6 protein-coding genes are annotated in these 6,914 nt (G+C 62.7%); 3 read left to right on the top strand and 3 right to left on the bottom strand.

Features of this window, described 5'->3' with window-relative positions; translation table 11 throughout:
* From GJ700_RS31275 to GJ700_RS31265, 3 genes are all read left to right on the top strand, one after another.
* Positions 1-116, top strand: a 116-nt coding sequence (locus GJ700_RS31275) for a transposase (RefSeq protein ID WP_154376719.1), incomplete at its 5' end; no start/stop codon positions are given.
* Positions 117-384: 268 nt separating this feature from the next.
* A complete protein-coding gene (locus GJ700_RS31270) occupies positions 385-810 on the top strand; it encodes a hypothetical protein (RefSeq protein WP_154381465.1) in 426 nt (141 codons plus the stop codon).
* 66 nt (positions 811-876) lie between these two features.
* Positions 877-1,506, top strand: a complete 630-nt coding sequence (locus GJ700_RS31265) for a hypothetical protein (RefSeq protein ID WP_154381463.1) — start codon at positions 877-879, stop codon at positions 1,504-1,506.
* Positions 1,507-1,508: 2 nt separating this feature from the next.
* Here the strand turns inward: GJ700_RS31265 and GJ700_RS31260 are convergent, their stop codons facing one another.
* The 3 genes from GJ700_RS31260 to GJ700_RS31250 all read right to left on the bottom strand — a co-directional run bounded on the left by GJ700_RS31260 (position 1,509) and on the right by GJ700_RS31250 (position 6,719).
* On the bottom strand, positions 1,509-3,392 hold the full coding sequence (locus GJ700_RS31260; RefSeq protein WP_154381461.1) for a M6 family metalloprotease domain-containing protein: 1,884 nt from the start codon (positions 3,390-3,392) through the stop codon (positions 1,509-1,511).
* A 114-nt stretch (positions 3,393-3,506) separates the two neighbouring features.
* Positions 3,507-5,513, bottom strand: a complete 2,007-nt coding sequence (locus GJ700_RS31255; RefSeq protein WP_154381486.1) for a methyl-accepting chemotaxis protein — start codon at positions 5,511-5,513, stop codon at positions 3,507-3,509.
* A gap of 84 nt (positions 5,514-5,597) precedes the next feature.
* A complete protein-coding gene (locus GJ700_RS31250; RefSeq protein WP_154381459.1) occupies positions 5,598-6,719 on the bottom strand; it encodes a porin in 1,122 nt (373 codons plus the stop codon).
* Positions 6,720-6,914 lie beyond the last annotated feature (195 nt).

Below are 6,914 nucleotides of genomic sequence, written 5' to 3'. Positions count from 1 at the left end.
GCCAGCTCGAGGGCATCAACAACAAGATAAAGGTAATGAAACGGATGGCCTATGGCTATCGCGACTCGGAATTCTTCTTCCTGAAGATCAAAGCAGCGTTTCCCGGCAATCCGTGAAGAACCAAAAAAATGCCCGCTGGGAGGCGGGCAAAATCCAATTCTTTTGAAGAGTTGGAGGAGACAAGTGCAATCATGCGGGAAATTACGCTGCAATGCAAATTTCCATTTGCAATATGCTATATACGCGGAATTAATATCTCGGGGGAGTAGCAGGCGCGATGAGCGTGATGGGGATCGTGATTACCTGGGACGTAATTGGCCGTGCGGCGTGGCGGCGCGACACTGGATCCACTTCAACGCAACACTTACTTCAAAGGAGCACGCCATGAACTCGATCCAGACTTCCCGTTTCCTGAAAAACGCCTTCATCGCCGACGCCGTCGCCAGCGGGGCCATCGGCGCCTTGCACCTGGCCCGCCCGCAAGCGGTCACTGGATTGTTGAACTTGCCGGAAGCGCTGCTGCAAGGCACGGGCCTGTTCATGGTGGTGTACGTGCTGATGCTGGCAGGGCTGGCGGCCAGCCGCACGTTGTGGCGTCCGCTGGCGCTGTTCGTCGTGGTGGGCAATGTGCTGTGGGCGCTGGCCAGCATCGATATTCTCGTGCTGGGCATGGTGGCGCCTTCCGCCCTGGGCGAAGCTTACGTGGTGGTGCAAGCCATCGCGACGTTGGGCTTCGCGTGGCTGCAATATATCGGCGTGAAAAAGTCGCTGCCGGTGGCGGGTGCGGCCGCTTCGATGCGCACAGTGTGAGAATGTGTTACTTTTCTGGCCAAGTTGCCTTGCTACAATCCGCCACCGCAATTCACGAGGATTTCCATGCAAAAGCAACTTGCCGCCATCGCCACCCTTGCCACCGTTGCCGCCGGCCTGGCGGCGATGGGCGCAGCCCAAGCACAACTGCCGGTGGGTAATGCCGGCGCCCAGTATCAAGCCCTGACCGATACGCTGGTCGATCCGGCGGCCGCCGCCGACCAGTATGTCGATGCCGCCCAGCAGACCATGGCGGCCGAATCCGGTTTGCTGGCGGCTGCGGGATTGCAACCGGAAGCGGAAGCCGTCGGGGCTGCCGGGCGTGGCCTGCAACAACTCGCTACACGTGCGGAACTGGAAGAAGCTTTGAAGCGCCAGGCCGACGCCGCCCAGTTGTTGATCCGGCGACTTGGCGGCGCGCAGCCGCTCGCCGCCGACGCCCGCACACGGTTTGGCCAGGATGTGTTTGCGCTGGCGCAGGGGATTGCCACCAGTGCGGAAATTTCGAAAAGCCTGTCGGCCAACCGCAGGAAAATCGACATGTTGAAAGGTCCCGTCGTGATTCGCGCGGCCTACCTGTCCAAGGCATTGCCGGAACATGTCCGCGGTTTGCAGCAGGCATTGAAAGCGGCGGCCAGTTACGCCGCCGCCAATGGCATCGTGCTGCCGCCGGAAGTGGCGGCAGCGGCGGGTTAAGCTTATTTCTGCACGGTCAGCGTGTAGTTGCCGGCGCCGCTGTACGAGTACACGGTGATGCGGTAATACGCGTTGGCCGCCGTATACGTGATCGACTCGGTCGACGTCGGCGTGGTCGATGACGCGACTTGCTGCCATGCGCTGCCATTCCATTTTTCCAGCTTCAGTTCAAAGTCTGCATTCGACGGGCCGGTCAGGTTGATGCGCAGGGTGCCGCCCGCATACAGGAAGTACGGCGACGGCTGGATCACGGACGCGCCGCTGGCCAGGTAACCGGTGTACACATCCCCGGTGGCGCCCACGTCAAACGAAATGGTTTGCGCGGCCGGACTGATATTGGTCACCGACAGGCCCGACGCGTAGCCGTTCCACCATTTCGAATTGGTGCCTTTGCTGGTCAGCGCATTCGGCAGGGTATCGGTGAAGGCGCGCGTGGCGACGCCGTCGTACAGGTCGGTGGCGTCGCTGCGGTTGACCCGGTTTTCCGGATCGCGCCGGCCGTCCGCATGTTCCATCTGGACGTACGGGTGCCATTCGTTGGAATTGTCGCCGGCCGGATCCACGTGCCACACGGCCAGGCCCTGGCCCGGCTGGTACAGGTTCTGGCCGCTCTGGTGGATGGCTTCCAGGTAGAACGCTTCCTGCTGGTTGGCGGGATTGGACCAGCGGTACAGCGCGTGCGAACCGGATGTGTGGCTCAGGCGGCCCTTCGGTGCGGAAGCATTGATGGCGGGATTGAGTTCAGTGACGGTATCCCAGCCGACCAGGTAGCGGAAGAAGCCGACCGGCGGCGTCGGACGGAACTTGCTTTGCGCGCCGATGCCGCCAAAGCCCATCAGGCAATAGCTGGCGACGGAGCCCTCGGACGAGCCATCGTAGTCATACAGGTCGGGCCAGCCCATGATCAGGTGGCCGGACTCGTGCGAGAAGGTGCCGATCGCCATGCTGTTGCCCATGTTGGTGATCTGGTAGCTGCCCGTGCACACATTGTTGGAGCAGAACTGGTTGCTGAGCCAGCCCATGTGCGGCCACAGACCCTTCGACCACGCGCTGTCCGATTCCCCGGCATAAAAGAAGTTCAGGCCGCGGATGCGGTTATTGGCGTCCACGGACAACGTGGAAAAGTCGAAGCCCTGCGTGGTTTTCAGCCAGTTCAGCGCTTCGGAAATCAATTCCTGCGACCGTACGGACGAACTGAGGCTGCTGTCGGCGTAATACGATTTGTTGTATTTCGCGCGGTAGTAGCGGGTGACGGTATTGGTGTAATCGAGCTTGTTGCCGGACACGGTCTGGAAGTAGCCGCGCACCGATTGCGCGTTGCCGAAGCCGGTGTACGGTACGTCGTTGAGGAAGGAATTGACTTGCGCCTGCGTGATGGTGCCAGCCAGGTCGGGGAAGTCGATAATCACGGTCAAGCCTTTGACCGTGCCGGAAACGGCGGCCAGCGCCGGCGCGGCAGCCAGCTTCGACGTCGTCACAGCGGGCGGTTCCGGCGCCTTGCCATGCATTTGCTGGTATTTCTCTTTCGCCTTGCGTGCGCGCGCCTCGGTGCCCAGGCCTTGCTGCTGTTTATTGGCGGTGGCGAAGCTGCGTAATTTCGCGTTGGTGGCCAGCACGCCCGTCGACACCAGGTCGTCGCCTGCCGCGTTTACTTCCGCGTAGCACAGGCCCTTCTTTTTTGCGTCGTAGACCACCAGCGAACCGTCGTCGGTGCGCTGTTCGGCGTAGTAGTCATTGCCGTCCAGGTGCACGCGCAGCTTTTCGCCGTTCGGCTGCTTGTATTCAAAGACGTGGTCCTGGTATGGCATGCCCGCGTGCGCGAACAGGCTGGCCAGCAGCAGGGTGAGGCCGGCCGCGGCGCGGCGGCCTTGCAGTGCGAATGTCATGGGTGTCTCCGGTTGTTGTTGTGTTGGAACCGGAGAGCTTATGCAGCTTTGAACAGGCGGTCTTGATGGATTTGCACAGTGTGCGCCACCAAATCGGCACAACTGCCGCGTGGCTTAAAACTCTTCCCATTCGTCTTCGGGCGCGCCGGCAGCCCTGGCGGCCTTGGCGGGCTTCGCCGTGCCGGGCGCGGCGGCCGGCGCTTTTGCCGCGGGCTTTGCTGCGGGACGGGGCAGGGCGGTGACGGCGCGTGGCGCTTTCAGTTGTGCGGCGGGCTGTGCATCGACTTGTGTCATATCGAGCTTGAATGCCGCCACGGCTTCGGCCAGGCTGGCCGCCTGGTCTTGCAGCGACTGGGCTGCGGCAGCGGCTTGTTCGACCAGCGCCGCGTTTTGCTGCGTGGCGTCGTCCATCTGCGTGATGGCGTCGTTGATTTGGCCGATGCCCTCGCTTTGTTCGCGGCTGGCCTCACTAATCTCACCCATGATATCGGCCACGCGGCGCACGGACGTGACGATGTGCTGCATGGTCTCGCCGGCGCTGTCGACCAGCCTGCCGCCGGCATCGACCTTGGCGACGGAATCATTGATCAATTCCTTGATTTCCTTCGCGGCTGCCGCCGAGCGTTGCGCCAGGGTGCGCACTTCCGACGCCACCACGGCAAAGCCGCGCCCCTGTTCGCCCGCGCGGGCCGCTTCCACGGCCGCGTTCAGCGCCAGGATATTGGTCTGGAACGCGATGCCGTCGATGACGGAAATGATGTCGACAATTTTGCCCGAGCTGTCCTGGATGGCGGCCATGGTCTGCACCACTTCACCCACCACGTTGCCGCCCTGCGTCGCATAGTCGGATGCCGCCGTCACCAGCTGGTTGGCCTGGCGCGCATTGTCCGCGTTCTGGCGCACGGTGGCGGTCAATTCTTCCATGGTGGATGCGGTTTCTTCCAGGCTGCCCGCCTGCGATTCCGTGCGGGCCGACAAATCCATGTTGCCGGACGCGATTTCACTGCTGGCGTGGGCAATGGTGTCGGCGCCGATGCGGATCTTGCCGATGGTCTGGTTCAGCGACGCGGCAAAGCGGTTGAAGGCGGCGGCCAGCGCGCCGATTTCATCGTTGGATTCGACTTTCATGCGGCGCGTCAGGTCGCCGTTGCCGTCGGCGATTTCCCCCAGCATGGCGGCGGCGCGGGCCACGGGCGCGGCAATCGCGCGGCTGACGGCATACACCACCAGCAGGCCGATGGCGACGCCTGCAATGCCGGCCGCCACGGCGGCCAGGGCGGAGCGGCGGATCAGCGCGCCGACGGCTTCCGATTCCGGCACCTCGGCCACCACGTACAAATCCAGCTCCGGCACAAATGACGCCGCCACGATTTGCGTACCGTTCGCTCCTTTGTATGTGGTACTGCTGTACTTGCCGCCTTTCAGCAGGGAGGCGCTGGTTTCCCTGGTAAAGCCGGGCAGGTCGGTCAAGCCATGTTTGCCGTCGACCAGGTCTTTCTGGCGGTGCGCCAGCAGGGTGCCGTCGGGACGGGCCAGGTAGACATAGCCGGACGGGCCGATTTTATAGCTGTTGATGCGTTCGGCCAGCGCATCGACCGATAACGCCAGGCCGGCGATGCCCTGCTTGCCGCCGCCGCCATCGAAGCGCACGTTGATGAACAATTTGTAACTGCCGTCGGTGACGTCGCGGTCGATACGCAAGGTGTAGGGCTTGCCTTCCTTCAGGAAGTCGTTGAACCAGCCGGCCTCCGGGGCGCTGCGGTCCAGCGTGCGTGACAGGCCTGTTTCCGTAAAATACTTGCCGGTGGCGCCGGAGACCCAGAAGATCTTGTTGGCTTTCAGGCGCGCTTTCATTGACCCGGCATATTGTTGCCAGGCTTCGAGCCCGGTGTCCGGCAAGTCCGCCTTTTCCCACGCCAGCACGTAATCGTTGCCGGCGATATCCTGGGCGGACGCCAGCGGCTGCGCGATTTCACGCAGCAGGTCGTTGCGGATTTCCCCCACCACGGCAGGCAATTCCTGCTGCACCACGCGGTCGGCAATGCCGCCGGCCGTGACCCAGGTACTGAGGCCGCAGGCGACCAGCAGGGTAAACACCAGGCACGCGGCCATGCTCAGCATGAGTTTCTTCTGGATGGACAATTGCTGAAAAACGTTCACGATCGATCCTCGCGCATTCGAATGATTTGTCTTGAATTGTTGTGGTCAGAACAGGTGGTGCACACCCAGCCGCAGCGCGTGCTGGCGCTGTCCCGATGCATAGCCAAGGCCATTGATGGCGGCCACCGCGCCGTTGCCATGGGCTTGCTGCATTATCGCCATCGCATAGATTTCCGTGCGCCGCGAAAGCGAATACACATAATTAAGGCCGGCCTGCCGCCAGCGCATGCCGGCCATGTGCGACGATGCCAGCGATGTGTTCAGCGACGCCGCCGCGCCCACGCGCACATTGACGCCCAGTTCCGGCGTCGACATCGCCACTTCGCCGGCCGCCGTCTGGATGCGCGAGCGCAGCCAGGCGCCGTGCACCAGTACCCCGTCCAGCGCATAGCTGGCGCCCAGGCCCGTATTGCGCACGTTGTTTGCCTGCAGCGGTGTGAAAACGGGGACGGACGCCGTGCCGGCGATCAGGGTCTGCCCCAGCAGCGTGCGGATGCCCAGCGACTGCCCGAGGTTCAGCACCTTGTTGTTGGCGCTGGTCCATCCGGCGCCGAGCCGGATCGGGCCGTTGGCATAACTGGCGTTGACACCCCATGCGCGGTTGCGGCTGGCGTCGCCCGGTTGTTCGCCCAGCGCGTAGCCGGCGCCCAGCTTCAGGCCATTGAAATCGGGACTGGTATATTTGATACCATTGTCGAGGCCGCCGACGTTGGCGGTTTCATCGAAGTTCCCAGGGTGGAATGCATTGAAACTGGCAAACAGGACGCCGTTGCTCAGCTTGCCCACGGCGTCGAACATCATGTTGCTGTGGTGGCCCAGCGCTACCGTCCCAAGGCTGCCCGACAAGCCCACAAACGCGAGGCGGTTGAACAGTACGCCGCTGCGCGGTTGCACGCCGGTACTGGTGCCAAAGCCGCCTTCCAGCTGGACGATGGCTTGCATGCCGCCGCCCAGGTCTTCGCTGGCGCGCATGCCGAAACGGTCCGCCTGGTAGATCCCGTCATCGACCAGGGTCACGGCATGGCCCCGCACATTCGAAACGTGGGTGGGGCCGGCGTCGAGGCTGCCATAAACCGTTACAGACGTGTTTTGCGCCGGTGTCTGCGCCTGGGCGCTGCCCAGCAATTGAAACAAGGCCCATCCACCCACGCAAAGTTGTCGCCGCATTGGTCGCTCCGTCACAATTCAACGCGCTAATCTAGCGTGTTTCGGCCGGCGCCGCGTTTCACATTGTTGCGCACGCAGGAAAAAACAACAGTCGGCAGGCCGTGTGCTGCCACATTGGCAAGGACCACGCTGGCACTTTGACCACGGCTGTGGTTGCCGATATATTGAGGCCGTCCCGCACCTGTTTTCATTGCC

This window comes from Pseudoduganella rivuli, assembly GCF_009674485.1.
Taxonomy (GTDB): Bacteria; Pseudomonadota; Gammaproteobacteria; order Burkholderiales; family Burkholderiaceae_D; genus Rugamonas; species Rugamonas rivuli_B.
This window is presented reverse-complemented; position numbering and strand designations above follow the sequence as displayed.

Bases quoted from the DNA above. Each gene is read 5' to 3' on its own strand.
- GJ700_RS31270 (WP_154381465.1), top strand. From the start codon at position 385: ATGAACTCGATCCAGACTTCCCGTTTCCTGAAAAACGCCTTCATCGCC.
- GJ700_RS31265 (WP_154381463.1), top strand. From the start codon at position 877: ATGCAAAAGCAACTTGCCGCCATCGCCACCCTTGCCACCGTTGCCGCC.
- GJ700_RS31260 (WP_154381461.1), bottom strand. From the start codon at position 3,392: ATGACATTCGCACTGCAAGGCCGCCGCGCCGCGGCCGGCCTCACCCTG.
- GJ700_RS31255 (WP_154381486.1), bottom strand. From the start codon at position 5,513: ATGCTGAGCATGGCCGCGTGCCTGGTGTTTACCCTGCTGGTCGCCTGC.
- GJ700_RS31250 (WP_154381459.1), bottom strand. From the start codon at position 6,719: ATGCGGCGACAACTTTGCGTGGGTGGATGGGCCTTGTTTCAATTGCTG.